Source organism: Stenotrophomonas sp. SAU14A_NAIMI4_5 (assembly GCF_003086795.1).
GTDB lineage: Bacteria > Pseudomonadota > Gammaproteobacteria > Xanthomonadales > Xanthomonadaceae > Stenotrophomonas.
On record NZ_CP026003.1, the window covers coordinates 1323254 to 1346547 of the forward strand.

A 23294-nucleotide genomic window follows, 5' to 3' on the forward strand; every position below is an offset into this window, starting at 1 on the left:
CCCATGCAGGCACGGGCGGGGCAGGGGGTCAGGGTTTTTCCGGGCCTTCGGGCAGCGCCACGGAGATGTCCAGCACGTCGTGCTGACCATCCTTCACCAGGTCGACCTTCACCGCGTCGACGTCGATGTTGACGTACTTCTTGATCACTTCCAGCAGCTCGCGCTGCAGCAGCGGCAGGTAGTCCGGGCCACCACGGTTGCTGCGTTCCTGCGCGATGATGATCTGCAGGCGGTTCTTCGCGGTTTCGGCGGTGGTCTTCTTCGCTTTGAGGAAATCGAACAGGCCCATGCTTACCCTCCGAACAGCTTGCTGAAGAAGCCCTTCTTCTCGACGTTGGTGAAGCGCATCGGGCGCTCTTCGCCGAGGATGCGTGCAACGGCATCGTCGTAGGCCTGGCCGGCGGCCGATTCCACGTCCAGGATGACCGGCTCGCCCTTGTTGGAGGCATTGAGTACGTCGCCCGATTCGGGGATCACGCCGATCGCCTTCAGGCCCAGCACTTCCTCGACGTCGGCGATGCTCAGCATCTCACCGCTTTCCACGCGCACCGGCGTGTAGCGGGTCAGCAGCAGGAAGGCCGGCACGTTCTGGCCCGATTCGGCCTTGTGGGTCTTCGAATCCAGCAGGCCGATGATGCGGTCCGAGTCGCGCACCGAGGACACTTCCGGGTTCACCACGACCACGGCGCGGTCGGCGAAGTACATCGCCAGGAAGGCGCCCTTCTCGATGCCGGCCGGGGAGTCGCAGATGATGTAGTCGAAGCCGTCGGCGGCCAGGTCCTTCAGGACCTTGCCCACGCCTTCCTGGGTCAGCGCATCCTTGTCGCGGGTCTGCGAGGCAGCCAGCACGTACAGGTTGTCGAAGCGCTTGTCCTTGATGAGGGCCTGCTTGAGGGTCGCTTCGCCGTGCACGACGTTGACGAAGTCGTACACCACGCGGCGCTCGCAACCCATGATCAGGTCGAGGTTGCGCAGGCCGACGTCGAAGTCGATCACGGCCACCTTCTTGCCGCGCCGCGCGAGGCCGCAGGCCAGGCTCGCGCTGGAAGTGGTCTTGCCGACGCCGCCCTTGCCGGAGGTGACTACGATGATTTCAGCCAAAGGACTTCTCCTGATGATTCTGTTTTGGGGCTGCGTCAGTCCAGCGCAGCGATCTTGATCTGGTCCTGTTCCAGCCACACCTGCACGGCCTTGCCGCGCAGGTTGTCCGGCACATCGTCCAGTACCTTGTAGTGGCCTGCAATGGCGACCAGTTCCGCATGGAAATCACGGCAGAAAATGCGTGCCGCGGTGTTGCCCTGGGCCCCTGCCAGCGCGCGGCCGCGCAGGGTCCCGTAGATATGGATGCTGCCGTCGGCGATGACCTCGGCGCCTGCGCCGACGGTGGCCATCACGGTCAGGTCGCAGTTTTCCGCGTACAGCTGCTGGCCCGAGCGCACGTTGCCAAGCTGCATGCGACCCGGCTGCGGTGCGGCCGCATCGGCGGCGTTGCCCACCGGTGCGACGGGAGCCGGGGCCGGTTCGGCCTTGGCGGCGCGACGCGGTTCCGGTGCGGGCGCGGGCGGCGGCGGGGCCGGTTCGGCCTCGGCACGCTCGTACTGCGCGCGGAACTTGGCCAGCAACGGCAGGCCCAGCTGCTGCGAGAGCAGGTCGACCGCGGTGGTGCCATAGGCCAGCGCCACTGGCAGCACGCCGGCGCTGCGCAGCCCGTCCACCAGCGCCTGCGCGGTGGCCACGTCGGGCACCTGGCTCAGGCCGCCGAAATCGAGGATGACCGCCGCACGGCCGAACAGCTTCGGCGCACGGTTCACCCGCTCCTGCATTTCCTGCACGAGGCGTTCGACATCAAGGGTACGGATGCGCAGGTTGGCGATGCCCACCTGGCCGATCTTCAGTTCACCGGCCTGTTCGTAATCGAAATTCACCGCCACGCTCAGGTCCCCGTCGGCCGCTGTGCCTGCACCGGCAGCTGCCGGTCACGCGCCCATGCCACATCCGGCAGCTTGCCGCCGTAGGTCTCGTGGACCCACGGGTAGCTGCACAGTTCCTTGGCCAGCATGCTGGCGCGCACGTCGACGTGCGGCATGGTGTTCTGGCCCAGCTCGCGGAAGCCGAAGCTGCCGTGGAAGAGCAGGGCGGCGTCGGCGCCGTGGTCCAGGAACACCTCGCAGGTCATCTGCGGGTAGCGCAGCTCGGCAAAGCTCTGCGCATCGGCATAAAACGCACGGCCGACGCCACCACCGCGACGGCGGCTGGCGACCACGATGCGGTCGATATAGAAGAAGGGCGTGGCCAGCTGCTGCTTGAACCAGGCGAAGTTGCTGCTGTCGTGCTGGCTGTCGCTGCCGAAGCCGATCAGGAAGCCGGCCAGGTTGCCGTCGCGCTCGGCGACGCGGAAATACTCAGCGGTATCGTAGAACAGGTGCAGGCGTGCGGCATCCAGCGGAAGGATGGCCAGGCCAGCATTGTTGTTCAAAGCCAGGACGGAATCGAGCTCGTGCTCGCGCACGTCGCGGATGACAATCGACATTGTGACTCCGTGGGGTAACGCGGTTGGTCCATCAACGGACCCTGCGCACGATTATTGCATGCCCGGGGCGGGCTGCGGCATGAACAGGGGGAAGGGCATGCATGACTTTCGCCAGAGTGCAGCAGGAGGGCTTCAACCGTAGAGTGCTGGCATGTTGGGAGTCCTCAGCCATACCCGTGTCCTGCGACTGGCCGGCCTGTTCACCTGGGTCATGGTCGGCCTGCCCCTGGCCTATTCGCAGTTCGAGAACCTGCATGCCCGTGCCGACATGGGCGGCTGGGCCGTGCTGCTGTTCCTGGCGTACCTGTCCTTTGGCGCCGCCTACTTCCGCCTGACCCGCTCGCTGCGCAGCGACAGCCACACCACCTGGCTGGACCGCGGCCTGCTGCTGCTGCTCACCGTGTCCGCGCTGGGGGTCAGCTTCCTCAGCGGCTCGGGCCTGGGCAGCATCCTGATGATGGTCGCCGCCGGGGTCATCCCGTGGATGCTGTCGGTGCGGCTGGGCGTGCTGTGGCTGCTGGTCAGCCAGCTGGCCGTGGCGCCGGTCTATTACATGCTGCTGCGTTTCCCGCTGTTCGAGGCGGTGATGCAGTCGCTGCTGTATGGCGGCTTCTCCATGTTCATCTTCGTGACCAGCCTGGTCGCGCGGCAGCAGACCGAGGCCCGCGACGAGCAGCGCCGCCTGAACGCCGAGCTGCGCGCGACCCGCGCCCTGCTGGCCGAAAGCGCGCGGGTCAACGAGCGCACGCGCATCTCGCGCGAACTGCACGATGTGCTGGGCCACCAGCTGACCGCGCTGACCCTGAACCTGGAAGTGGCCGGGCACCTGGCCGAGGGCCAGGCGCTGGAACACGTCAAGCGCTCGCACACCCTGGCCAAGCTGCTGCTGGGCAACGTGCGCGAGGTGGTCAGCCAGCTGCGCGAGACCGGCGCCATCGACCTGGCCGCCGCGCTGCGCCCGCTCACCGAGAACGTGCCCTCGCTGGACATCGTGCTGGACGTGGAGGAGCCGCTGAACGTGGAAGACCCGCAGCGCGCCCACGTGCTGCTGCGCTGCACCCAGGAAATCATCACCAACGCGGTGCGCCACGCCCAGGCGCGCCACCTGTGGATCCGGGTGTACCGTGAGGTGCCGGGCCTGGTGGTGGTGGACGCCCGCGACGACGGCGTCGGCGCACAGATGGTCAATGCGGGCAATGGCTTGCGCGGGATGCGCGAACGCCTGCAACAATGTGGCGGCCAGCTGCAGGTGGACACCCACCCCGGCGAAGGCTTCCGCCTGCGGGCCACGGTTCCGGCAACGGTACTGGCGGCCCTCACCGAGGTTCCTGAAGGAGTGCGTTGATGATTCGCGTCTGCCTGGTCGATGACCAAACCCTGGTGCGGCAGGGAATCCGCTCCCTGTTGGCGCTCGACGACGGTATCGAAGTGGTGGCCGAGGCCGCCGATGGCCGCCAGGCCGTCGAACTGGTGCCGCAGGTGCGTCCGGACGTGGTCCTGATGGACATGCGCATGCCGGTGATGTCCGGCCTGGAGGCGCTGCAGGTGCTGTCGCGCCAGGAGCAGCTGCCGCCGACCATCATCCTGACCACCTTCGACGACGACCAGCTGGTGCTGGCCGGGCTGAAGGCCGGTGCCAAGGGCTACCTGCTCAAGGACGTCACCCTGGCGCAGCTGGTCGGTGCCATCCGCACCGTGGCCGAAGGCGGTTCGCTGGTGCAGCCGGCGGTGACCCAGCGCCTGCTGTCGGGCCTGGAGCACATGCGCAACGACTTCGTCAGCCTGGACCGCCCGGACCCGCTGACCGACCGCGAGACCGAGATCCTGCGCCTGATGGCCAGCGGTTTCTCCAACAAGGAGATCGCCAATTCATTGGGGGTCGCCGAAGGGACCATCAAGAATCACGTGTCCAACATCCTGTCCAAGCTGGGGGTGCGCGACCGCACCCGCGCCGTGCTCAAGGCGTTCGAACTTCAGCTGGTCTGAAAAAGTCCTTTTGCGACAACGATTTGGGCCGAGCCCGGGGCGCCGGAGCGGGGTGCCCCCTACTTGCGGGGGCCCCGGATGCGTTACTCTTCAAAATCTTTGTCCATACAAATCCGCAGCCGGCACGGAAACCGGTGCGCCAATCCGATAAACAATGCCTGCGAAGCCTGCTAGGATTGGCGCTTCGCTTCAATCAACCCGGCCGTGGGATCGGCCCCGGAGACTCTCTGAATGACCCGTATTATCGAGTTCCTGATCGCCTTGGGGATCGTGGCTGGCCTGTTCGTCATTATTGGCGTCTGTCTGCCGGGCGAGCGTCACATCACCGAAAGCATCGAGACCAACCGCAAGATGACGATCGTGTACGACACGGTCAACAGCCTGCGCCGCTTCAAGGACTGGAACCCGCTGGTACTGCGCGATCCCGCCGTTGATCTGAAGCTGTCCGGCCCGGCCTCCGGCGTCGGTGCCACTCTCGACTTCTCCTCCAAGGACCTGGGCAACGGTTCCTGGAAGATCACCGAGTCGGAAGAAAACAAGCGCGTTGTGATCGCCGTCGAAGACCCGACCAAGGGCCACGACAAGGTGACCACCTTCACCCTGGAGCCGACCGGCAAGGGTGGCCGTAACGTCAAGATCACCCAGGATTACTCGGTGAAGTACGGCTTCGACCTGTTCGGCCGCTACGCAGGCCTGTATGTCAGCCGCCAGATCGGCGATGACATCAAGATGGGTCTGTCGCGCATGGCGAACATGCTGGCCACCGTGCCGAACGTCGACTACCGCACCGCCGAAGCCCCGCTGACCGATCTGGCGATCGTGGAAGTGCCGGCCGAAGACCTGCTGGTCGTCAACGCCGGTAACGTCGACCGCGGCCAGGACACCATCACCAAGTCCATCAAGGACAACCAGGAGTGGATCAAGCGCGTGATGGAGGCCAATGGTCTCGAAGCCGCTGGCCCGTTCCGCATCATCACCACCGATTTCGGTGCTGAGAAGTACGCCTTCGACATCGCCCAGCCGGTGAAGAAGAAGGGTACCGAAGGCACTGCCGCTGAAGAACTCAGCGTCAAGATCGACGGTGGCGCACCGGTGAAGTACGTCCGCGTTGCTCCGCATCGTTCGGCCCACGCGGCCTACACCGGCCACATGGCTGGCCTGGACATCGCCCGCAACGCACTGCGTGCCTGGGCTGTGACCAACGGTTCGGAAGTGGTCGATCGCCCGTACGAATCCTGGAAGGACGGTCTGGACAAGTCGTTCACCCCGGAAGGTACCTACGACATCTACTGGGCCGTCAAGTAAGCCTCGGCTGACCCATGTAATGTTGGATACGAAAACGCGCCGCTTCCTGCGGCGCGTTTTTTTTTGATCTGCGCCCCGTGGGGCGCTGCGCAAGGAGCAGTCATGTTCAATCCGGAACGACGCGCGCGTAAACCTTCCCTGCTGGCCTGCCTGGGCGCGCTGCTGGCAGCGGCCTCGATCGGCCTGTCCGCCTACGCGGCGCACGGCGTGGCCGATCCGCTGGCCCAGCAGCATCTGAACATGGCCGCGCTGTATGCCTTCGCCCACGGCGCGGTGCTGTTGGCGCTGGGCCCGCGCGCGCAGGGGGCGATCGCCCACCTGGGGTTGTATGTGCTGCTGCTGGGCGTGCTGCTGTTCTCCGGCAGCCTGGCCGGTGCGGCCCTGTGGCAGTGGCCGACGCGGCTGGCGCCGGTGGGCGGCACCACGTTGATGGCAGGGTGGGTGCTGCTGGCGATCAACGCGCTGAGGCGCTGACGGCCGTTGCGACCATGGCCGCCGGGCATGGCCCGGCGCTACCCGGTGGGTCAGCGTGAACCGTGTAGAGCCGAGCCCATGCTCGGCTGCGTTTGATCGGGGCCGACCATGGGCTTGGCGCTACAGTCAGTCGTTCCAGCACCAGTGCCACGGCTCGTAGACGATGCCGTGCGGGTTGTCGCGGGGGTAACTCAGGCTGAAACCATGCGCTCCGGCATTCGCCTGCAGCCAGGCAAACGCGTCCGTTGCTTCGAAGGTTTCCTCGGCCGGGGCATCGCCCGGCGTGCCGATGTCCAGGGCGTGGCCGCTGTGGTGTTCACTGAAGCCCGGGGCCGCGTTGACCTTGAGGATCTCGGCCACGCCCAGCCCACGCGCGAGTTTCCGTTCGAAGATGCCCAGCTGGTAGGCGTGGCTGCGGAAGCCGGAGATCGCATCCAGCGCCACCCCATCGCGCGCGGCATGCACGCGCATGCGGCGCCAGCCCTGCGCGGCGCCACGGCGCAGCCACAGCGGGCGGCCGAAGCGGTCGCGGCCAGCAAAGTGCAGCACGCAGGGTTCGGCTTCCAGCGCCAGGCCGCTGTCCTGCGCGTATTCCTGCGCATCCAGCCCCAACTGCTGCAGACGCTGCTGCAGGCCGGCCAGCGGCAGCCACTGTGCGTCCAGGGTCGCCGCGAACGGGCGCGCTGCGGCAGCGCCGTCCAGCAGCGCCAGCGCGTCCTCCACGCCGGGTTCGCGCGGCAGGTGCGGCACCAGCGAATGCACGCCCTGCGGCAGCACCGCGGCCAGGTAGCGGCCATCGCGCTTGCGCCGCAGCACCCAGCGCGCACGCGCCAGCAGGCGCGCATCGAGGTTGCTGCGCGCGCGCAGCAGGTCGGCCGGCCACAGTTCCACGGCCTCGGTGTTGATCAGCAGGGGGGCATGATGGTGCATGCCCGCAGCTTACTGCGGTGGCGTGGTGGCAGCCACCTTGCGCAGCGCGTCCAGCAGGGCCTGCGGCCGGTCCAGGCTGAGCAGCAGGGTGCTGCCGCCGCGCACCGGAATCACCAGCGTGTGCTGGCGATCAGTAACCAGGGCAAAGCCCTTGCTGCCGCCCTGCAGGCGGAAGTGCCCGGAATAGAAGCCCGGCATCGAGTAGCCGTTGGTCTTCATGCGCAGGCCATAGCGGCGGTCGCGGCCAAGGTCGACCACCTCGGCCTGGTCCAGCTGCATCTGCACCACCGGCGTGCGGCGACGGTACAGGGTCGAGCGCACGTCCAGCACATCCCCCGCCAGGCTGACCCGGCGGCGGAAGAACGCGACGCCCAGGCCCGCACCGATCAGCACCAGCGTCGCCAGGCTCCAGGCCGCGCTGCCCCACATCCGGAAGAACGGCGGCGACAGGGTGATTTCCATCCACGGCGCATCGGCGGGTGCGTCCTTCAGTTCGGCCCAGACACAGAGGGCAAAGACCACCAGCAGCGGACCGAGGATCCACAGCACGCGCAGCGGCGAACTCTCTGCAATGTCGAACGTGCGCGGATCGCTGCCGCTCATCGCTGCGCCTCCACCCAGTGCGCCACATCGGCGATCAGCGCCGGGTCGACGTGCCCGGGCTGGGCGTACTCCTTCAGCGAGCTCGGGCCGCTGCCGGCCACGCCGATATGGTTGAGGGCCGGGTAGGCCTGCCACTGCACATCCTTGCGGCCCTGCAGCGCCTGCTTCCACAGCTGCCAATCGGCGTCGGGCACCTGGAAATCGCGGCCACCGTGCAGCATCAGCAGCGGCGTGCGCAGCGCCTTGGCATCGGCCCGTGCGTTGACCGCCTCGATGCTCTTCCAGAACGTCTGCGGCACGCCCAGCGGCAGTTCGCTGGCGGCGACCGGTGCGCTGCCGCGGGCGGCGGCGATCTGGGTGTCCAGTCTGTCCAGGAAGGCCTGTTCCGGCGCGCTGATGTTGCCGTCAAGGCTGAGCAGGTAGCGGTTCTGCTCGGGCAGCAGGTCCAGCAGCGTGCGTGCCGGTGCCGCCCACAGGATCGCGCCGCGCGCCTGCGGCCAGCGGCTGGCGATGCGCGGGGCCAGCATGCCGCCCTGGCTGTGGCCGAGCACGAACACGCGGCGGCCATCGATGCGCGGATCGGCGGCGAGCGCGGTCAGTGCGGCCACCGCGTCATCGGTGGTTTCGTCATCGACGGTGAAGCTGCCGCCCTGGAAATCCTGCGGACGGGCGAGGGTGCGCTTGTCATAACGCAGCACCGCGATGCCCTGTGCGGCCAGGCCGCGGGCGATGTCGAGGAACGGGCGGCTGGCGCCGATCGTTTCGTCACGGTCCTGCGGGCCCGAGCCATGCACCAGCAGCACCGCCGGGAACGGTCCCTTGCCCTTCGGCAGGGCCAGCGTGCCTGGCAATGCGCCGCGCGCCTGCGGCACGCTGAACTCCGTCTCGGCGTAATTCGCGTCGGCCGGCGGCGGTGCTGCCTTGGCCGCCGGGGCAGGGCGCAGCATCAGGCCGGCCACCTTGTCCTGCGCGTCCACCGCCACCTGTGCGACCACCGCGCCGCTGGCGAACTGCAGCGGTACCTCCACCACGTGCACGCCCTGCTGTTCGCTGCTGTGGGCGGCGCCGCGCTGCTTCAGCTCACCCAGCGATTGCCACAGCGCCTGCAGCTTGTCGGCCGGCACGGCGCTGGCCATCTGCGGGGTGAACATCGCTTCGGCCTCGGCCATGCGCCCGGCCTGCAGGTGGTCCAGCAGCTGCGAGGCCACCTGCTGCGGCTCGGCGGCGAGGGCACCGCCGCTGAAGGCGGCCAGTGCGACGGCAAACAGGGAGGGGCGCAGGCGCATGGTTACTGCTCCTTCTTGAAGACCAGCATGGCCGGGCGCATCGGCGCCGGGATGATGATGTTGACCAGTTCCCAGCCGAGCTGTCCCTGGCGGCTCAGTTCGGCCTGGATGTCCTCCGGCTTCTGCAGGCCCATCAGCGACGTTTTGACTTCAACGGTCAGGTAGCTCCAACGCTTGCTCATTCCTTGTCCTCCGACGATGGCTTGGGTTTCGGCAGGCGTCCTGCCTTGCGCAGGGCGTCGCGCAGCACGTATTCGATCTGCGCGTTGAGGCTGCGCAACTCGTCGTCAGCCCAGCGCTGCGCGGCGGCCAGGACATCGGCGTTGATACGCAGCGGGTAGGCTTTCTTCTCACTCATGCAAGCTCCTGGCGGGGCGGTGGGGCGCCCCGTTGCGAGGGTTCAGTACAGCGAACCAGCGTTGACGATCGGCTGGGTGCCACGGTCCGAGCACAGCACGGTCAGCAGGTTGCTGACCATGTGCGCCTTGCGCTCTTCATCCAGCTGCACCACGCCGTTCTTCTGCAGTTCGGCCAGGGCCATTTCAACCATGCCCACGGCACCGGCGACGATGCGGGTACGCGCAGCGATCACCGCGTTGGCCTGCTGGCGCTGCAGCATCGCCTGGGCGATCTCGGCGGCGTAGGCGAGGTGGCTGATGCGCGCGTCGATCACCTGCACGCCGGCATCGGCCAGGCGCTCGGCCAGCTCGTTCTTCAGGTGCTGGGAGATCTCGCTGGCGTGGCTGCGCAGGGCCAGCTGGCCCTCTTCATGCTGGTCGTACGGGTAGCTGGTGGCCATCGCGCGCAGCGCCGATTCGGACTGGATGTGCACGAAGCTCTCGTAGTCGTCCACGTTGTAGACCGCCTCGGAGGCATCGATCACCTGCCAGACGATCACCGCAGCGATCTCGATCGGGCTGCCGTCCAGCTCGTTGACCTTCAGTTTGCCGCTTTCGAAGTTGCGCACGCGCTGGCTGACCCGGCGCTTGCTGTAGAAGGGGTTGTTCCAGCGCAGGCCGTTGTCCTTGACGGTGCCCACGTACTTGCCGAACAGGCTCAGCACCGCCGCCTGGTTGGGCTGCACGGTGTACAGGCCGGCCAGCGCGAAGATGGCCAGCGCCGCGATCACGATCCCGCCGAACAGCATCAGCAGGTTCGGCGAGCCGGCAGTCGCCTTGGCCGCGACGCCGAGCACGAACAGCCCGCCGCCGGCCAGTGCGACCAGCAGGGCACCCGCCAGCGTGCCCAGGCCGTTGAGGGAGGAGAGCGACTTCTCTTTCATGGCAGTACGTCCTTGAGGGTTCGGAAAAAAGATATCAAATTGATATCAACCCGCAAGTACCGTTCGTCGGCTGGCCGGGGGCAGACCGGCTAGAATGCTTACCCGCCTTCACATTGCTGCCGGACCCCCGCCATGGCCAAGCTTGGAACCCCGTTGTCCCCCTCCGCCACCCGCGTACTGCTGCTGGGCTCGGGCGAACTTGGCAAGGAAGTGGCCATCGAACTGCAGCGCCTGGGCGTTGAGGTCATTGCCGCCGACCGCTATGCCGATGCCCCGGCGATGCAGGTCGCGCACCGCTCGCACGTGATCGACATGCTCGATGCGATGGCGCTGCGCGCGCTGATCGCGCAGGAGAAGCCGCACCTGGTGGTGCCGGAAATCGAGGCCATCCACACCGAGACTCTGGTCCAGCTGGAACAGGAGCAGGGCCTGCGGGTGATCCCGACCGCACGTGCCGCACGCCTGACCATGGACCGCGAAGGCATCCGCCGCCTGGCCGCCGAGACCCTGGGCCTGCCGACCTCGCCGTACCGCTTCGTCGATACCGAAGCCGAGTACCGCGCCGCCGTGGCCGCCATCGGCCTGCCGTGCGTGGTCAAGCCGGTGATGTCGTCCTCGGGCAAGGGCCAGAGCACCCTGCGCAGCGAGGCGGATATCGCCCCGGCGTGGGACTACGCGCAGACCGGCGGCCGTGCCGGTGCCGGCCGCTGCATCGTCGAGGGCTTCATCGATTTCGATTACGAGATCACCCTGCTGACCGTGCGCCATGCCGGCGGCACCTCGTTCTGCGCGCCGATCGGCCACCTGCAGAAGGACGGTGACTACCGTGAAAGCTGGCAGCCGCAGCCGATGTCCAGCGCCGCGCTGGCGCGTGCGGAGGAGATCTCGCGCGCGATCACCGACGACCTCGGTGGCTGGGGCCTGTTCGGCGTGGAGCTGTTCGTGAAGGGCGACGAGGTGTGGTTCAGCGAAGTCTCGCCGCGCCCGCACGACACCGGCCTGGTGACCCTGGTCTCGCAGGAGCTGAGCGAATTCGCCCTGCACGCACGCGCGATCCTGGGCCTGCCGATTCCGGTGATCCGCCAGAGCGGCCCGTCGGCCTCGTGCGCGCTGCTGGCGCATGGCGAAGGCGTGCCGTACTTCAACAACGTGGCCGCCGCGCTGCAGGTGCCGGACACCGCCGTGCGCCTGTTCGGCAAGCCGAGCGTGCATGGCCACCGCCGCGTGGGCGTGACCCTGGCGCGCGCCGAGACCATCGACGAAGCGCGCGCCATCGCGCGTGATGCCGCCGAAGCCATCGGCGTCGAGCTGCGCCCGTAAAACGGTAGCGCCCGGCCATGCCCGGCGCCGCATTCCGGTGGGTACCGACCGTTGGTCGGTACTCTCTATCCCGGTGGGTACCGACCGTTGGTCGGTACTCTCTATCCCGGTGGGTACCGACCGTTGGTCGGTACGCTTTTCATGCTTGAAAGCCGCCGGGCATGGCCCGGCGCTACCGGTTATTTGACGTCCACCCACACCAGGTGGTGGTCGCTGCCGTCGGCGATCTTCGCTTCCGGGCTTTCATTGGCCGGCCAGAAGATGCCGCTGCCGACGTACTCGAAGCCGGTCGAGGGCAGCACGTAATCCAGGCGCATGGTGCCGGACTTCGGGCCGAAATCGCCGGTGGCGTGGAACGGCGCGCCCTTGCGCACGATGCCCTTGGCCGCATAGGCCAGGCTGGTCTGCTCGCCACCGACGCTGCGCGGGGTGGGGTAGCGCAGCACGCGCGGGTTCTCGATCAGGTTGACGATGGCGTCGTGGCGACCGTCGCCGTCCACCGGATCGTTGTTCAGATCGCCGAAGATCACAAAGCGCGCATCCTGGGCCAGGCCGCCGCAGTGGCCCTTGTCATCGCACAGCCACGGCTTGTCGCCAGCCGACAGGTATTCCTGCCACAGGCGCAGTTCGTCGTGGTTGCGCGCGGCATTGCGCTTTTCCGGGCCATCGAACACCGGCGGCGTCGGGTGCGAGACCAGCGCGTGGACCACGCCGCCCGGGGTCTTCACCGGCACGTCCCAATGCGACTTCGAGGACAGGCGCAGCTGCGACCACACCTGGTCGTTGTAGAAGCTCTTGCCGGTGCGCGGGTCGACCGGACGGATCGCGCCGGGCATCGTGCTCCACTTCAGCAGCTGGAAGCTGCGCACCTTGGCTTCGTCGATCGGGTAGCGCGACAGCACCAGCATGCCGTACTGGCCCGGGTGCAGGCCGTAGCCCCAGGCGTCGTTGCCGCGGCTGCGGCCTTCGCCGCCGACCGTGCCGTTGCCGTCCAGGTCCAGGCCGCTGGGCACGCCGGTGTTGACCGGGGCCAGGTAGCGGTAGGCGAAGTGCAGCGGCTTGCCGCCGCCGGGCTGGGCCACTTCCAGGTAGCGCTTCTGGAACAGGTCGGCGGCGCGGTGGGCGTCGTCGAAGTCGAATTCGTTCAGCAGCACCAGGTCCGGGCGCACCTGCTGCAGCACCGCGGCGATCTTGCGCGCGTGCTCGCTGTTGCCTTCCAGTTCCTTGATCAGGCCGCCGGCATCATCCGAATACAGCGAGGTGTTGTAGGTGGCCAGGCGCAGCGTCGAGGACGGCTTTTCGGTCATCGCAGGGGACTTGGCGAAGGCGGGGGCGCTGGCGCCGCAGAGCAGGGCCAGGGCGAGGATCAGGGGATGGCGGCGGGTGATGTTCATGGGCCGTATTGTGCACCCGGCCCGGTGTCAGCGGTTTGTCAGCGTCCGTCCAGATCGCTGTCGAAATCATGCCAGCGGCGGCCGTCGTAGGCCTCCAGCGGGCGGTAGCGGCGCTTGTAGTCCATCTTCTGGTGGTCGCGGATCCAGTAGCCCAGGTACAGGTGCGGCAGGCCCTCGCGCCGGGCCCACTCGATCTGCTGCAGGATGGCGAAGGTGCCCAGCCCGCGCGCGGCATGGTCCGGGTCGAAGAAGGTGTAGACCGCCGACAGGCCGTGTTCGGTCACGTCGGTCACCGCCACCCCCAGCAGCTGGCTGGGCTGGCCGTCATGGCCGGGCAGGCGCATTTCCAGGAAGCGGGTATGCGACCAGCTGCCGATCAGGAACTGCTCGAACTCGTGCGGGCCGTGGTCATCCATGCCGCCGTTGGCGTGGCGATGGGTCAGGTAGCGGTGGTACAGGTCGAACAGGTCCTGGCGCGGCATGGCGGCGGTGATGCGCACCTCCAGGTCGGCATTGCGCGCGGCGCAGCGGCGCTGGCTGCGGTCGGCGGCAAAGCGCGCCACCGGGATGCGCACGGCCACGCAGGCATGGCACTGCGCGCAGTGCGGGCGGTAGACCAGGTCGCCACTGCGGCGGAAGCCCCAGCTCAGGGCCAGCGGGTACAGCCCACCCAGGCGGCGGTCCTGCGGGTCCAGCACCAGATCGCGCGCAACCCGGTCCGACCAGTACCCGCAGGGGTGCTCGCCGGTCTGGAACAGTCTCAGTTCGTCGTCTCTGTCGCCGTGGATCGCCATGGGCACAGCATAGCCCCAGCGTGTCGCAATGGCCGCGACTGTCCGCCGGATGAACGGAACCGGCCGCTGCGTCAACCGATGTCGTGGTCGGGCGTTGTTGTCTCCCGAGGGTGAAGTGATCACCTCGACGCAATGACGCAATCCCCATACCAGGAGTGACTCCATGATCCGTACCCCCCTGCTGCTGGCCCTGCTGCTGGGCACCTCCGCCACCGGCATCGCCCTGGCCGCCGATACCCCCGCCAACCCGAACGCCCCGGCGCAGCGTCATGCCAGGCTGGACACCAATGGCGATGGCGTCATCGACCGCAGTGAAGCCGCCGCCAACCCGCGCCTGGCCGGGAAATTCGACGAGCTGGACAAGAACAAGGACGGCAAGCTGTCGCGTGACGAGCTGCCGCGCTGGAAGCATGGCCGTCGTGGTGGCCCGGGCGCCTGGATGGCCAAGCTGGACGTGAACAAGGACGGCCGCATCAGCCGTGAGGAAGCCAAGGCCGACCCGCGCCTGGCTGCGCGCTTCGACCAGATGGACGTCAACAAGGATGGCTACCTGGACAAGGCCGACCGCGAGCTGCGCATGAAGCAGCACCGTGATGCCTGGTTCGCTGCCGCCGACACCAACAAGGACGGCCAGCTGAGCAAGGCCGAGTTCGATGCCGCCAAGGGCCCGATGCACGGTGGCCCGCGCCACGGTGGCCCGCGTGATGGCAACGCACCGAAGCCGCCGCGCTGAATCCTGCTACGGTAAGCAACGACAACGCCGGCCTTGTGCCGGCGTTGTCCGCTCCGGGCTTTAAAGCCGCCCGCTGCGCACCAGTGAATACAGCAGCAGGCCGACCACGATCAGGTTCATCACCAGCACGCCGCTCCGCCCGTAGGCCAGCTCGTACTGCCAGTTGATCGCCGATCGACCCTTGCGCGCGGCGTCGCGCGCGATCAACGGTTTCATGATCCGCTGCAGTGGCACCAGACACTGGTAGTTCACTACGCCCAGGCCGATGACCAGGAGGGCAAGCTGCAGCCACAGCGGCACCGCCAGCATCAGCGAGACCAGCAGGCTGGTACAAACGACCATCGCAGTGAACGTGTTGAGGTGCACGAACCGCCGCACCTTGGCCTGCTCCTGCGGCGTGTCTGCAAAGCGCAGCAGGAAGCGGCCGCCGAGATAGCTGCCGGCGACGCCGCCGATCACGCCACCGGCAATGGCGGCCCAGTTGCTGGCGGGAATCAGATGCAGTTGGCTGGCAGCGGCGGTCAACGAACCCATCGCGGCACCGCCCGCGGCGCTGACCCCACCCAGGCCCAGCTTGCTGCCGCCCACGCCCACCCCGGTGCCCAGCAGGATCGCTGCGCTGGCCGTGCCCGGTGCAGCGATCAGCACCATCGACACCACTGTTGTCGCGAACGCGGCACTGGGCGCACTGCTGCGGGCGAAGTCGCCGAAGCGCTGCAGCAGGCTGTCGCGCACCTGCGCGCGGGCACGCGACAGGCGCTTGCGCACGGCTGCATCGCTGAGGCCGAGCAGGTCGGCCACCTGCTGTGAGCGCTGGCCCTCGCGGTAGTAGAGCAGCAGCACTTCGCGGCTGTCGCTGGGCAGGGCGGAGATGATGTCCTCGGCGGCCACTTCTTCTTCCAGCCGCTGCAGGCGGTCGGCCGCGCCCGGCGTCGGGTCGGCGGCCATGCCCAGCGCGACCTCGGCGGCATCGCCGGTCAGCGGGCGGCCGCGCTGCGCGCGCAGCCAGTCGCGGGCCAGGTTGCGGGTGATCTGCCGCAGCCACGGCAGGAAGCTGGTGGAGCTGCGCAGCTGGTGCAGCTGCTGCCAGCCTTTGACGAAGGCCTCCTGGGCGATGTCCTCGCTGGCCTGGCGGTCGCGGGTGATCGCCAGGGCGATGGCGGTGACCGTGTTCTGGCAGGCCAGCACGATGCGCCCATAGGCGTGCTGGCAGCCAGTGCTGGCCGCCGGCAGCTCGCGTTCCAGCGTCTCGTCGATCGTTGCAGCGAAAGTCGTCATGGCGGCAGCTCCTGCTGGGATTGTGTCCCAAGACGAAGCTGCGCGCCCGATGTGACCGGTTCGCGCCCTGGTAGCGCCGGGCCATGCCCGGCGGCTTTTCTGTCAGGCCGCTGCGCTCGCCGGGCATGGCCCGGCGCTACCCGCGCATTACGTCGACGGCTGGATGCGGACCCGGATTTCTTCCTCTTCCGGCGGCGCCTGCGGGGCCGGTTGCGCCTGCTGCGGCTGTGCCTGCGGGGCCGGGGCCGGTGCGGCGGGAGCCGGGGCGCCGCGGTGGCGCAGGCCGATCACCAGCGCCACGCCGGCGATCACCACCAGCAGGGCGATGCGGATGCGCCAGGCCCAGCCGCGGCCACTGCCGGTGGTCTCGGCGGTATCGCGGAACGCGAATTCGGCGGTCGGGTGGTCGCGGCGGGTGGTGTCGAGCAGGCGTGCGTCACGCAGGATCTCGCGTGCACGCGGCTGGTCGTCGGCACGCACGATCCACACCGCCGGGTAGCCCTGGCTGTTGCCCAGGTCGGTATAGCTGAACTGGCCACGGCGACGGGTCTTGTACGAGCGGCCGTTGGTCACCTTCACTTCGATGTCGTGGCTGCGCAGCAGCTCGGCCACGCCCTCGACGGTTTCCACGCGCTGGCTGCTGAAAATCTGGCGCATTGCTTACTCCTTGGCCGGCACGGCGGCCGCGGCATCCTGGTCCGGCACTACGCGGATCAGGCCTTCCTGGGCAGTGCTGGCCACCAGCACGCCATCACGGGTGAAGAACTGGCCGCGGGCCAGGCCGCGCGAATCCTGCGCGCTGGGGCTGTCCAGCGAATACAGCAGCCAGTCGTCGGCACGGAACGGGCGGTGGAACCAGATCGCGTGGTCCAGCGAAGCCATCTGCACGTGCGGGTGGTAGTAGCTGATGCCATGCGGGAACGTGGCCGTGCCCAGCAGGTGGAAATCGGAGGCATAGGCCAGCAGCGCCTGGTGCAGCTCGGGCGCGTCGCCGACGGGTTCGCTCAGGCGCAGCCACACCTGGTGGTAGGGCGGGCGCTTGGGCGGGTTCAGTTCGTCGCGCGGGTAGACGTGGCGGAACTCGAACGGGCCCCCGCGCGAGAGCCAGCGCTGCACCTTGATCGGCAGCCGCTCCAGCACCTCGGCCGGCAGCGGGCGGTTCGGTTCGATGTCCTCCGGCTGCGGCACCTCGGGCATCTTGTGCTGGTGCTGGGCACCGGTCTCGGCCTGCTGGAACGAGGCCGCGCAGAAGAAGATCACCTTGCCGTGCTGGATCGCGGTGACCCGGCGCACGGAGAAGCTGCCGCCATCGCGGGTGCGGTCCACGTCATAGACGATGGGGTGGTCGATGTTGCCGGCGCGCAGGAAATACGCGTGCAGCGAGTGCACGTGGCGGCCGTTGTCGACCGTGGCCTGTGCAGCGGCCAGCGCCTGGCCCAGCACCTGGCCACCGAACACGTACTTGGTGCCGATGTCGCGGCTCTGCCCGCGGAACAGGTTGTCCTCCAGCCGCTCCAGGGTGAGCAGGTCGATCAGCTCGGAGACGACGGGTTCGGGCATGTCGTTCAAGGGGGCGGCCACAGCAGTGAAGAAGGCTCGATTATACCGGTCAGGGGTCGGATCCCTTTCGCTTTGCGAAAGGGCTCTGACCCCGGAGAGGCGCGGCGGTTACTTGCCCAGCCTTGCCACCAGCGCCTGCAGGGCATTCTGCGCATCCGGCGCGAACCAGGCCTCGACGAACCGGTCCAGCTGGATCAGGTCCGGGTGCAGCGCCTCCTGCAGGTCGGCACGGGCCACCGCGCGGGTCAGCAGCATCGGCTGCCGCGGCTGCTTCAGCAGGTTCTGCAGCCAGGCAATGGCGCGGGCCACCACCAGGTCGCCGTCGGCGAGTTCATCGACCAGGCCGATCTGCAGCGCCTGTTCGGCCGGCACCAGCGCGCCCGTGGTGAGCAGGATGCCGGAACCGTGCACGCCCACCGCGCGGCGCAGCAGGCGCTGGATGCCTTCGGGCGCCACCAGGCCCACCTGCACCTCGTTCAGGCCGATGGCATAGGGGCGGGCCGGGTCGGCACTGCGCGCCATCACCCGGTAATCGCAGCACAGCGCCAGCACGCAGCCGCCGGCCGGCGCATGGCCGGTGATGGCCGCCACCACCGGGATGCGGCTCTCGGCCACGCTGCGCACCGCGCCGAAGAAGGCGTTCCAGCTGTCCAGCAGCTTGTGCTTGTCATCGCCGTGGGAGAGCAGGTGCGGCACGTCCATGCCACCGGTGAAGACCCGCTCGCTGCCCGACAGCACGATGCCGTGCGCGTCCTCGGCCATGGCCAGCTCGATGGCGTGGATCAGCTGCCGGCACAGTTCGGTGTCCAGTGCGTTGACCGGTGGCCGCGCCAGGCGCAGTTCGCGGATGGGGCCATGGTTGATCACCTCGATGAGCGTCGTCATGCTGCGGTCTCGTTGCGGACAGGAATCTGAGGCGATGATAACCAAACCATTCGTTGGCGTATTGTTGCTGCTGTGTGCGGGCGCAGCATCGGCGGCCACCGCCGTGCCGGCCTGCGTCACCGTGCAGCAGGGCTGGGCGCGCCTGCCGCCAAACCCGGCCATGCCGATGACCGCTGGCTACGGGGTGATCCACAACGGCTGCGCCAAGGCGGTGGCCATCAGCGGCGCACGCAGCGCCAGCTTCGGCGACGTATCGCTGCACGAAACCACGATCGTCGATGGGGTCAGCCGCATGCGTGCGGTCGAGCGCCTGCCGCTGGCACGGGGCGCGCGCGCCGAGCTCAAGCCGGGCGGCCTGCACCTGATGCTGATGGAGGGCAAGGGCGCACTGAAGGAAGGGCAGGTCGTGCCGCTGCAGCTGCAGCTGGAGGGCGGTGGCGAAGCCAGCGTGACGCTGACGGTGCGCAAGGCCGCGCCGTAACGCGTCGCCCGTTCCGCCGGGCATGGCCCGGCGCTACCCCGACATGACGGCCGGATCATCACCGGTAGCGCCGGGCCATGCCCGGCGGGGTTTTACGACCAGTCGAACGTAAACAGGACCGTGCGGCTGTGCGGTTCGTAGAACATCACGATGGCATCGGCGCCGGCCGCGACCCAGTTGCTGGCCGGCACGCTGGCCACATGGAAGAAGGCCTGGCCGTCGCGGGTCAGTCGCAGGCCATCGTCGGCCAGCTGGCTGCTGTCATTGCGGAAACGCAGGCTGCCGCGCTGCCGGTAGCCGGCCAGATCCTGCAGCTGGAACGCCGCAGGCAGCGGGGCATAGTCGGACCAGTTGCCGAACCAGATCGGGCCGCCCAGCTGCTGCAGCCATGCCTGTTCGTCCAGCTCGCCGTCACCGTAGCGCGAGCAGCTGGCCAGGCGCCCGTGCTGCTGGAAATACGCACGCGCTTTGGCATGGCTCTCGCGCATTTCCACGATATGGGCGCGGGCCTCGTCGCCGTCCACGGCTTCACCCAGGAAATATTCCTGCGTGCCGAGGAAGCGCATGCGGTTGTCTGCGGTCAGCTCGAAGGCGATCCAGTTGATGCCGGTGAACGCGTTGTGGTGCGCGGTGGTGTCGTCACCGATGCAGCCTTCATACGGCTCGATCGGGCACAGCATCGTCGCCACCTGGCCCGCCAGCTCAGGCCGCAGCATGCCCAGGTCGATCTTCAGCAGCGGCAGCAGATGCTGGCCGAGCCACGCCTGGTCGGCGGGGAAGACATCGGCGGGGAAGGGCACCATGCCGGGCAGCAGGTCGCGCAGTTCGGTGGGGTGGATCATCTCAGTCCTTTGAACAGGGCGGGTAGAGTCGAGCTTGCTCGACTGATCCGGCAAACAGTAGTCGAGCAAGCTCGACTCTACGAGTCGCCGCATCGGGAATGCCGGCCAGCGGCCGGCACTACCTTCAGGTGGAAGCGTTGCGGATCGCGTCCGGCAGCGGCGCGCTCTTGCCGGTCTGCGTATCCATCCACACCACCACCACGTTGCCGTCCGAATACAGCCTGGTGTCGTCCTGCTGGTCGACGATGCGGTGGCCGATGGTCACGCTGCTGTTGCCGAGGCGCTCGACGAACAGCTCGACCAGGATGTCGTTGGGCCACACGATCGGCAGGCGGTAGTTGACGTTGGTCGCGGCCACCACCGGTGCGATGCGGTCGGTCATCGACACGCCTTCCACGCCCAGCATCCAGCGCACGCGCGCTTCTTCCAGGTAGGAAATGTACTTGGCGTTGTTGACGTGGCCCATGCTGTCCATGTCACGCCAGCGCACGCTGATCGGGATGCGGGCCAGGATCTTGTGTTCGCTGCTCATCAGGCGTCCTTCTTCTTCGTCGTGCTCTTGCTGGCCTTGCCGCTGCTCTTGGCGGCCACGGCCTTCTTCGCCACCTTGGCTGGCTTTTCAGGCTTCACCTTGCGCGGCGGGCGGGCGTCGGGCTTGTTGGCCACGGCGGCCGGCTGCTCCGGGCGCGCGCTGGTCGAGGGCAGCATGCGGGCCAGGAACTGGCCCGTGTACGACTGCGGGCAGGCTGCCACGTCTTCCGGCGTGCCGGTCACCAGGATGGTGCCACCGCGGTGGCCGCCTTCCGGGCCGAGGTCGACGATCCAGTCGGCGGTCTTGATGACGTCCAGGTTGTGCTCGATCACCACCACCGTGTTGCCTTCGTCGCGCAGCTTGTGCAGCACGCCCAGCAGCGCTTCGATGTCGTGGAAGTGCAGGCCGGTGGTCGGCTCGTCGAGGATGTACAGGGTGCGGCCGGTATCGCGGCGCGACAGTTCCTTGGACAGCTTCACGCGCTGCGCTTCACCACCGGACAGCGTGGTCGCGCTCTGGCCCAGCTTGATGTAGCTCAGGCCCACGTCCACCAGCGTTTCCAGCTTGCGGGCGATCGACGGCACCGGCTCGAACAGCCTCAGCGCATCTTCGACGGTCATTTCCAGCACGTCGTTGATGTTGTAGCCCTTGTAGAGGATCTCCAGCGTCTCGCGGTTGTAGCGCTTGCCGTGGCAGACATCGCAGGGTACGTACACGTCCGGCAGGAAGTGCATCTCCACCTTGATCAGGCCATCGCCCTGGCAGGCCTCGCAGCGGCCGCCGCGCACGTTGAAGCTGAAGCGGCCCGGCGAATAGCCGCGCGCACGCGCTTCGGGCACCTGTGCGAACAGCTCGCGCAGCGGGGTGAACAGGCCGGTGTAGGTGGCCGGGTTCGAACGCGGGGTGCGGCCGATCGGCGACTGGTCGATGTCCACCACCTTGTCGAACAGGTCCAGGCCATCGATCTCCTTGTACGGGGCGATCGGGTGTGAGGAACCGTTGATCTCGTTGGCGGCCAGCGAGAACAGGGTGTCGTTGATCAGGGTCGACTTGCCCGAGCCGGACACGCCGGTCACGCACGTCAGCAGGCCCGACGGAATCGCCAGGTCCACACCCTTCAGGTTGTTTCCGCTGGCACCGCGCAGGTGCAGGGTCATCTTCGGGTTCGGCTTGTGCCGGCGCGCCGGGATCTCGATCGCGCGCTTGCCCGACAGGTACTGGCCGGTCAGCGAACGCGGTGCATCCAGGATGTCCTGCAGGGTGCCCTGGCCGACGATCTCGCCGCCATGCACGCCCGCGCCCGGGCCGATGTCCAGCACGTAGTCGGCCAGGCGGATCGCATCCTCGTCATGCTCGACCACGATGACCGTGTTGCCGAGGTCGCGCAGGCGGGTGAGGGTGCCCAGCAGGCGTTCGTTGTCGCGCTGGTGCAGGCCGATGGACGGCTCGTCGAGCACGTACATCACGCCGACCAGGCCGGCACCGATCTGGCTGGCCAGGCGGATGCGCTGTGCTTCGCCACCGGACAGGGTGTCGGCCTTGCGCTCAAGGGTCAGGTAATCCAGGCCGACGTCGACCAGGAAGCCCAGGCGTTCGCCGATCTCCTTGACGATCTTCGCGGCGATCTCACCGCGCCAGCCCGGCAGGCTCAGCTCGCTGAAGAACTTCAGTGCCTCGTCGATCGGCAGCACCACCAGGTCCGGCAGCGGGCGGTCGGCCACGAACACGTTGCGCGCGGCCCGGTTCAGGCGCGCGCCGTTGCACTCGGGGCAGGCGTGTTCGCTGATGTACTTGCCCAGTTCTTCCTGCACCGCCGCCGATTCGGTTTCCTTGTAGCGGCGTTCCAGGTTGGGAATGATGCCTTCGAAGCGGTGCTTGCGCTGGGTGCGGCCACCGGCCTCGGTGAAGTAGGTGAAGGTGATTGCCTCATCGCCGCTGCCATACAGCACGGCCTGCTGCACCTTGGCCGGCAGCGAGTTCCATGCTGCATCGGTGTCGAACTTGTAGTGCTTGGCCAGCGAGGCGATCAGCTGGAAGTAGTAGGCATTGCGACGGTCCCAGCCGCGCACCGCACCGGCAGCCAGCGACAGTTCCGGGTGCACCACCACGCGTGCCGGGTCGAAGAACTCGGCCATGCCCAGGCCATCGCAGCCGGGGCAGGCGCCCATCGGCGCGTTGAAGGAGAACAGGCGCGGCTCCAGCTCGGGCAGCGAGTAATCGCACACCGGGCAGGAGTACTTGGAGGAGAACAGGGTCGGGGCGGTCTGGGCGTTGTCCAGGCTCTGCACCGAGGCCATGCCGTCGCCCAGCTTCAGCGCGGTCTCGAAGCTCTCGGCCAGGCGCTGCTTGATGTCCTCGCGCGGGCGGAAACGGTCGATCACCGCTTCGATGGTGTGCTTCTGGCGCAGGGCCAGCGGCGGCACCGCGTCGATCTCATACAGCTCGCCGTCCACACGCACGCGCACGAAGCCCTGCGCACGCAGCTGGTCGAAGACCTGCGCGTGCTCGCCCTTGCGGTCGCGGATGACCGGGGCCAGCAGCATGTAGCGCTGTTCCGGGTCCAGGGTCAGCACCTGGTCGACCATCTGACTGACCGTCTGCGCTTCCAGCGGGTAGCCGTGGTCCGGGCAGCGCGGGGTGCCGACGCGGGCGTACAGCAGGCGCAGGTAGTCGTAGATCTCGGTGATGGTGCCGACGGTCGAACGCGGGTTGTGCGAGGTCGACTTCTGCTCGATCGAGATGGCCGGGGACAGGCCCTCGATGTGGTCCAGGTCCGGCTTTTCCATCACGCTCAGGAACTGCCGTGCATAGGCCGACAGCGACTCGACGTAGCGGCGCTGGCCTTCTGCATAGATGGTGTCGAACGCCAGCGAGGACTTGCCCGAGCCGGACAGGCCGGTGATCACGATCAGCTTGTCGCGGGGCAGGTCGAGGTCGATGTTCTTGAGGTTGTGCGTCCGCGCGCCGCGGATGCGGATGAAATCCATCGCCATGGGGGATCCGGTTATGGGGGGGCGTTGGCTGGGTGCCGGGCCAGCGGGGGGACGGGCAATCGGTCAGCCTACCGAGGTGACCAGAT

General features: G+C 67.9%; 26 protein-coding genes. 7 read left to right on the plus strand and 19 right to left on the minus strand.

The window, feature by feature from the left end:
• Nucleotides 1-28: 28 nt before the first annotated feature.
• From minE to C1925_RS06365, 4 genes are read right to left on the minus strand one after another with little or no spacing between them, the layout of a single operon-like run.
• Nucleotides 29-289, minus strand: coding sequence for a cell division topological specificity factor MinE (gene minE / locus C1925_RS06350; RefSeq protein ID WP_079221044.1), 261 nt, complete (start codon nucleotides 287-289; stop codon nucleotides 29-31).
• Nucleotides 290-291: 2 nt separating this feature from the next.
• Nucleotides 292-1101, minus strand: coding sequence for a septum site-determining protein MinD (gene minD / locus C1925_RS06355; RefSeq protein ID WP_108755675.1), 810 nt, complete (start codon nucleotides 1099-1101; stop codon nucleotides 292-294).
• A gap of 35 nt (nucleotides 1102-1136) precedes the next feature.
• The gene (minC, locus tag C1925_RS06360) at nucleotides 1137-1925 is read right to left on the minus strand and encodes a septum site-determining protein MinC (RefSeq protein ID WP_174213492.1); all 789 of its coding nucleotides are present in this window, start codon (nucleotides 1923-1925) and stop codon (nucleotides 1137-1139) included.
• An 8-nt stretch (nucleotides 1926-1933) separates the two neighbouring features.
• The gene (locus tag C1925_RS06365; protein WP_108768158.1) at nucleotides 1934-2530 is read right to left on the minus strand and encodes a GNAT family N-acetyltransferase; all 597 of its coding nucleotides are present in this window, start codon (nucleotides 2528-2530) and stop codon (nucleotides 1934-1936) included.
• Between the two features lie 151 nt (nucleotides 2531-2681).
• On the opposite strand from C1925_RS06365, the gene C1925_RS06370 reads away from it, so the two are divergent.
• From C1925_RS06370 to C1925_RS06385, 4 genes are all read left to right on the plus strand, one after another.
• On the plus strand, nucleotides 2682-3875 hold the full coding sequence (locus tag C1925_RS06370; RefSeq protein WP_108768159.1) for a sensor histidine kinase: 1194 nt from the start codon (nucleotides 2682-2684) through the stop codon (nucleotides 3873-3875).
• On the plus strand, nucleotides 3875-4516 hold the full coding sequence (locus tag C1925_RS06375; RefSeq protein WP_079221048.1) for a response regulator transcription factor: 642 nt from the start codon (nucleotides 3875-3877) through the stop codon (nucleotides 4514-4516). Before C1925_RS06370 ends, C1925_RS06375 begins: the two co-directional genes overlap by 1 nt.
• Before the next feature lie 231 nt (nucleotides 4517-4747).
• On the plus strand, nucleotides 4748-5821 hold the full coding sequence (locus C1925_RS06380) for an SRPBCC family protein (protein ID WP_108768160.1): 1074 nt from the start codon (nucleotides 4748-4750) through the stop codon (nucleotides 5819-5821).
• Nucleotides 5822-5923: 102 nt separating this feature from the next.
• Nucleotides 5924-6295, plus strand: coding sequence for a DUF423 domain-containing protein (locus C1925_RS06385; RefSeq protein WP_108768161.1), 372 nt, complete (start codon nucleotides 5924-5926; stop codon nucleotides 6293-6295).
• A gap of 126 nt (nucleotides 6296-6421) precedes the next feature.
• On the opposite strand, the gene C1925_RS06390 is transcribed toward C1925_RS06385, so the two are convergent.
• Genes C1925_RS06390 through C1925_RS06415 form a run of 6 tightly spaced genes read right to left on the minus strand, consistent with a single transcriptional unit; the run spans nucleotide 6422 to nucleotide 10396 of the window.
• Nucleotides 6422-7225 carry a M15 family metallopeptidase gene (locus tag C1925_RS06390; RefSeq protein ID WP_108768162.1) on the minus strand — a complete coding sequence of 268 codons (804 nt, stop codon included), beginning with the start codon at nucleotides 7223-7225 and terminating at the stop codon, nucleotides 6422-6424.
• Between the two features lie 9 nt (nucleotides 7226-7234).
• Nucleotides 7235-7828 (minus strand): hypothetical protein, encoded by a 594-nt coding sequence (locus tag C1925_RS06395; RefSeq protein ID WP_108768163.1) that lies wholly within the window; start codon nucleotides 7826-7828, stop codon nucleotides 7235-7237.
• Nucleotides 7825-9114 carry an alpha/beta fold hydrolase gene (locus C1925_RS06400; RefSeq protein WP_108768164.1) on the minus strand — a complete coding sequence of 430 codons (1290 nt, stop codon included), beginning with the start codon at nucleotides 9112-9114 and terminating at the stop codon, nucleotides 7825-7827. Before C1925_RS06400 ends, C1925_RS06395 begins: the two co-directional genes overlap by 4 nt.
• A gap of 2 nt (nucleotides 9115-9116) precedes the next feature.
• Nucleotides 9117-9296, minus strand: coding sequence for a DUF4177 domain-containing protein (locus C1925_RS06405; protein ID WP_108768165.1), 180 nt, complete (start codon nucleotides 9294-9296; stop codon nucleotides 9117-9119).
• On the minus strand, nucleotides 9293-9472 hold the full coding sequence (locus tag C1925_RS06410) for an Arc family DNA binding domain-containing protein (RefSeq protein WP_079221055.1): 180 nt from the start codon (nucleotides 9470-9472) through the stop codon (nucleotides 9293-9295). Before C1925_RS06410 ends, C1925_RS06405 begins: the two co-directional genes overlap by 4 nt.
• Nucleotides 9473-9514: 42 nt before the next feature.
• The gene (locus tag C1925_RS06415) at nucleotides 9515-10396 is read right to left on the minus strand and encodes an SPFH domain-containing protein (RefSeq protein WP_108768166.1); all 882 of its coding nucleotides are present in this window, start codon (nucleotides 10394-10396) and stop codon (nucleotides 9515-9517) included.
• Between the two features lie 132 nt (nucleotides 10397-10528).
• Here C1925_RS06415 and purT point away from each other — a divergent pair, with 132 nt between their 5' ends.
• Nucleotides 10529-11716, plus strand: coding sequence for a formate-dependent phosphoribosylglycinamide formyltransferase (gene purT, locus C1925_RS06420; RefSeq protein ID WP_108768167.1), 1188 nt, complete (start codon nucleotides 10529-10531; stop codon nucleotides 11714-11716).
• 179 nt (nucleotides 11717-11895) lie between these two features.
• Here the strand turns inward: purT and C1925_RS06425 are convergent, their stop codons facing one another.
• The gene (locus tag C1925_RS06425) at nucleotides 11896-13110 is read right to left on the minus strand and encodes an endonuclease/exonuclease/phosphatase family protein (RefSeq protein ID WP_108768168.1); all 1215 of its coding nucleotides are present in this window, start codon (nucleotides 13108-13110) and stop codon (nucleotides 11896-11898) included.
• Nucleotides 13111-13148: 38 nt separating this feature from the next.
• Nucleotides 13149-13904 carry an arginyltransferase gene (locus C1925_RS06430; RefSeq protein WP_108768169.1) on the minus strand — a complete coding sequence of 252 codons (756 nt, stop codon included), beginning with the start codon at nucleotides 13902-13904 and terminating at the stop codon, nucleotides 13149-13151.
• A gap of 163 nt (nucleotides 13905-14067) precedes the next feature.
• Between C1925_RS06430 and C1925_RS06435 the strand changes: the two genes are divergently transcribed.
• Complete coding sequence (locus C1925_RS06435; RefSeq protein WP_108768170.1) at nucleotides 14068-14637, plus strand: EF-hand domain-containing protein; 570 nt, start codon at nucleotides 14068-14070, stop codon at nucleotides 14635-14637.
• A gap of 60 nt (nucleotides 14638-14697) precedes the next feature.
• On the opposite strand, the gene C1925_RS06440 is transcribed toward C1925_RS06435, so the two are convergent.
• The 4 genes from C1925_RS06440 to C1925_RS06455 all read right to left on the minus strand — a co-directional run bounded on the left by C1925_RS06440 (nucleotide 14698) and on the right by C1925_RS06455 (nucleotide 18360).
• Nucleotides 14698-15915: a sigma-70 family RNA polymerase sigma factor gene (locus C1925_RS06440; RefSeq protein ID WP_108768171.1), complete on the minus strand. Its 1218-nt coding sequence runs from the start codon at nucleotides 15913-15915 to the stop codon at nucleotides 14698-14700.
• A 147-nt stretch (nucleotides 15916-16062) separates the two neighbouring features.
• On the minus strand, nucleotides 16063-16572 hold the full coding sequence (locus C1925_RS06445; protein WP_108768172.1) for a pathogenicity-like protein: 510 nt from the start codon (nucleotides 16570-16572) through the stop codon (nucleotides 16063-16065).
• 3 nt (nucleotides 16573-16575) lie between these two features.
• Nucleotides 16576-17475, minus strand: coding sequence for an acyl-CoA thioesterase II (tesB, locus tag C1925_RS06450; protein WP_108768173.1), 900 nt, complete (start codon nucleotides 17473-17475; stop codon nucleotides 16576-16578).
• 108 nt (nucleotides 17476-17583) lie between these two features.
• Entirely contained in the window at nucleotides 17584-18360 is a 777-nt protein-coding gene (locus C1925_RS06455) for an enoyl-CoA hydratase/isomerase family protein (RefSeq protein WP_108768174.1), read from the minus strand.
• A 34-nt stretch (nucleotides 18361-18394) separates the two neighbouring features.
• Between C1925_RS06455 and C1925_RS06460 the strand changes: the two genes are divergently transcribed.
• Nucleotides 18395-18841, plus strand: a complete 447-nt coding sequence (locus C1925_RS06460) for a copper chaperone PCu(A)C (RefSeq protein ID WP_108768175.1) — start codon at nucleotides 18395-18397, stop codon at nucleotides 18839-18841.
• Between the two features lie 92 nt (nucleotides 18842-18933).
• On the opposite strand, the gene C1925_RS06465 is transcribed toward C1925_RS06460, so the two are convergent.
• From C1925_RS06465 to uvrA, 3 genes are all read right to left on the minus strand, one after another.
• Nucleotides 18934-19683: an enolase gene (locus C1925_RS06465; RefSeq protein WP_108768176.1), complete on the minus strand. Its 750-nt coding sequence runs from the start codon at nucleotides 19681-19683 to the stop codon at nucleotides 18934-18936.
• Nucleotides 19684-19807: 124 nt separating this feature from the next.
• The gene (locus C1925_RS06470) at nucleotides 19808-20215 is read right to left on the minus strand and encodes a thioesterase family protein (protein WP_108768177.1); all 408 of its coding nucleotides are present in this window, start codon (nucleotides 20213-20215) and stop codon (nucleotides 19808-19810) included.
• Entirely contained in the window at nucleotides 20215-23208 is a 2994-nt protein-coding gene (uvrA, locus tag C1925_RS06475; RefSeq protein WP_108768178.1) for an excinuclease ABC subunit UvrA, read from the minus strand. The genes C1925_RS06470 and uvrA overlap by 1 nt, the downstream gene beginning before the upstream one ends.
• Nucleotides 23209-23294: the final 86 nt, after the last annotated feature.

What these genes read in the sequence shown, in the direction of transcription:
- C1925_RS06415 (WP_108768166.1), bottom strand. Translation starts at nt 10,396, where the DNA reads ATGAAAGAGAAGTCGCTCTCCTCCCTCAACGGCCTGGGCACGCTGGCG.
- C1925_RS06455 (WP_108768174.1), bottom strand. Translation starts at nt 18,360, where the DNA reads ATGACGACGCTCATCGAGGTGATCAACCATGGCCCCATCCGCGAACTG.
- C1925_RS06365 (WP_108768158.1), bottom strand. Translation starts at nt 2,530, where the DNA reads ATGTCGATTGTCATCCGCGACGTGCGCGAGCACGAGCTCGATTCCGTC.
- C1925_RS06395 (WP_108768163.1), bottom strand. Translation starts at nt 7,828, where the DNA reads ATGAGCGGCAGCGATCCGCGCACGTTCGACATTGCAGAGAGTTCGCCG.
- tesB (WP_108768173.1), bottom strand. Translation starts at nt 17,475, where the DNA reads ATGCCCGAACCCGTCGTCTCCGAGCTGATCGACCTGCTCACCCTGGAG.
- minE (WP_079221044.1), bottom strand. Translation starts at nt 289, where the DNA reads ATGGGCCTGTTCGATTTCCTCAAAGCGAAGAAGACCACCGCCGAAACC.
- C1925_RS06460 (WP_108768175.1), top strand. Translation starts at nt 18,395, where the DNA reads ATGATAACCAAACCATTCGTTGGCGTATTGTTGCTGCTGTGTGCGGGC.
- C1925_RS06470 (WP_108768177.1), bottom strand. Translation starts at nt 20,215, where the DNA reads ATGAGCAGCGAACACAAGATCCTGGCCCGCATCCCGATCAGCGTGCGC.
- uvrA (WP_108768178.1), bottom strand. Translation starts at nt 23,208, where the DNA reads ATGGCGATGGATTTCATCCGCATCCGCGGCGCGCGGACGCACAACCTC.
- C1925_RS06435 (WP_108768170.1), top strand. Translation starts at nt 14,068, where the DNA reads ATGATCCGTACCCCCCTGCTGCTGGCCCTGCTGCTGGGCACCTCCGCC.
- C1925_RS06430 (WP_108768169.1), bottom strand. Translation starts at nt 13,904, where the DNA reads ATGGCGATCCACGGCGACAGAGACGACGAACTGAGACTGTTCCAGACC.
- C1925_RS06390 (WP_108768162.1), bottom strand. Translation starts at nt 7,225, where the DNA reads ATGCACCATCATGCCCCCCTGCTGATCAACACCGAGGCCGTGGAACTG.
- C1925_RS06440 (WP_108768171.1), bottom strand. Translation starts at nt 15,915, where the DNA reads ATGACGACTTTCGCTGCAACGATCGACGAGACGCTGGAACGCGAGCTG.
- C1925_RS06425 (WP_108768168.1), bottom strand. Translation starts at nt 13,110, where the DNA reads ATGAACATCACCCGCCGCCATCCCCTGATCCTCGCCCTGGCCCTGCTC.
- C1925_RS06385 (WP_108768161.1), top strand. Translation starts at nt 5,924, where the DNA reads ATGTTCAATCCGGAACGACGCGCGCGTAAACCTTCCCTGCTGGCCTGC.
- C1925_RS06370 (WP_108768159.1), top strand. Translation starts at nt 2,682, where the DNA reads ATGTTGGGAGTCCTCAGCCATACCCGTGTCCTGCGACTGGCCGGCCTG.
- C1925_RS06400 (WP_108768164.1), bottom strand. Translation starts at nt 9,114, where the DNA reads ATGCGCCTGCGCCCCTCCCTGTTTGCCGTCGCACTGGCCGCCTTCAGC.
- C1925_RS06445 (WP_108768172.1), bottom strand. Translation starts at nt 16,572, where the DNA reads ATGCGCCAGATTTTCAGCAGCCAGCGCGTGGAAACCGTCGAGGGCGTG.
- C1925_RS06380 (WP_108768160.1), top strand. Translation starts at nt 4,748, where the DNA reads ATGACCCGTATTATCGAGTTCCTGATCGCCTTGGGGATCGTGGCTGGC.
- purT (WP_108768167.1), top strand. Translation starts at nt 10,529, where the DNA reads ATGGCCAAGCTTGGAACCCCGTTGTCCCCCTCCGCCACCCGCGTACTG.
- C1925_RS06375 (WP_079221048.1), top strand. Translation starts at nt 3,875, where the DNA reads ATGATTCGCGTCTGCCTGGTCGATGACCAAACCCTGGTGCGGCAGGGA.
- C1925_RS06465 (WP_108768176.1), bottom strand. Translation starts at nt 19,683, where the DNA reads ATGATCCACCCCACCGAACTGCGCGACCTGCTGCCCGGCATGGTGCCC.
- C1925_RS06405 (WP_108768165.1), bottom strand. Translation starts at nt 9,296, where the DNA reads ATGAGCAAGCGTTGGAGCTACCTGACCGTTGAAGTCAAAACGTCGCTG.
- C1925_RS06410 (WP_079221055.1), bottom strand. Translation starts at nt 9,472, where the DNA reads ATGAGTGAGAAGAAAGCCTACCCGCTGCGTATCAACGCCGATGTCCTG.